At 74.5% G+C, this 1,191-nt stretch carries 1 protein-coding gene; it reads left to right on the top strand.

Annotated elements, in window-relative coordinates:
- The coding region (gene asnB / locus G7A99_RS20195) for an asparagine synthase (glutamine-hydrolyzing) (protein WP_163143627.1) at positions 1-1,191 on the top strand (1,191 nt) is incomplete at both ends.

Here is a 1,191-nt window from a genome sequence, read left to right as displayed (position 1 = left end):
GCCGTGGCGAGGCTCGGCCACCGCGGCCCCGACGACCGCGGCGTCTGGCGCGAGGGCAACGTCGCGCTCGGGCACACGCGGCTGTCCATCATCGATCTCGCCGGCGGTCACCAGCCCCTGGTCACCGCCGACGGCGCTCTGGTGCTGATCGCCAACGGCGAGATCTACAACCACGTGGAGCTGCGCGCCGAGCTCGAGCGCGCCGGCTGCGCGTTCCGCACGCACTCGGACTGCGAGGTCCTGCTGCACGCCTACCGCGTCTACGGCGACGACTTCCTCGAGCACGTGAGCGGGATGTTCGCCTTCGCCCTCTACGACGTCCCCCGCCGGCGGCTGCTGCTCGCCCGGGACCACCTCGGGCAGAAGCCGCTGTTCGTCGCCGCCGGTGCCGACGGCGTGCGCTTCGCCTCCGAGATCAAGGCGTTGCTGCCGCTGCTGCCGGCACGCCCGTCGGTGCGCGCGGTGGGGCTCGCGCGCTACCTCCAGCACCAGTACGCCGCCGGGCGCGAGACCATCCTGGAGGGGGTCGAGCGGGTCCTGCCGGGGGAGGTGATGGAGGTGGTCGACGGCCGGGTCCGCGGCCGGCGCCGCTACTGGGACGCCAGCGCCGTGGAGCCGTGGGAGACGGACTTCGAGTCGGCCAGCACCGCCTTCGACGAGCTCTTCGACCGGGTGATGCGCCAGCACCAGCGCTCGGACGTGCCCTTCGGCCTGTTCCTCTCCGGCGGGGTGGATTCCGCCACCCTGCTCGGGGCGCTCTCGCGCCTGCGCGACGAGCCGCTGCACACCTATTCCGTCGGCTTCGAGGCCCCGGACATGGTCGACGAGCTGCCCCTGGCGGCGCAGGTGGCCCGGCGCAACGCGAGCCGGCATCACCCCTTCGCGCCGGACGGCGCCGCACTGCTGGCGCGCCTGCCGCGCACGATCTGGGCGGCGGATGAGCTGATGCGCGATTTCGCCAGCCTCCCGACCCTCTATCTCGCCGAGCAGGCGCAGCGCGACCTCAAGGTCGTGTTCTCCGGCGAGGGCGGCGACGAGGCCTTCGCCGGCTACGGGCGTTACCGGGTCAACCCGCTGGAGCGGCGGCTCAAGGCCGTGGCCGCGCCGGGCAGCGGCGGCTTCCGCACCGGCGGCCTGCTGCGCGGGCGCACGCGCCGGCGGCTGGCCGGCGACGCCCTCGCCGGGGCCATG

The sequence above is a fragment of the Arhodomonas sp. KWT genome (assembly GCF_010993615.1).
Note: the sequence above shows the minus strand (reverse complement) of the source record. Positions and strands in the feature narration are given on the sequence as shown.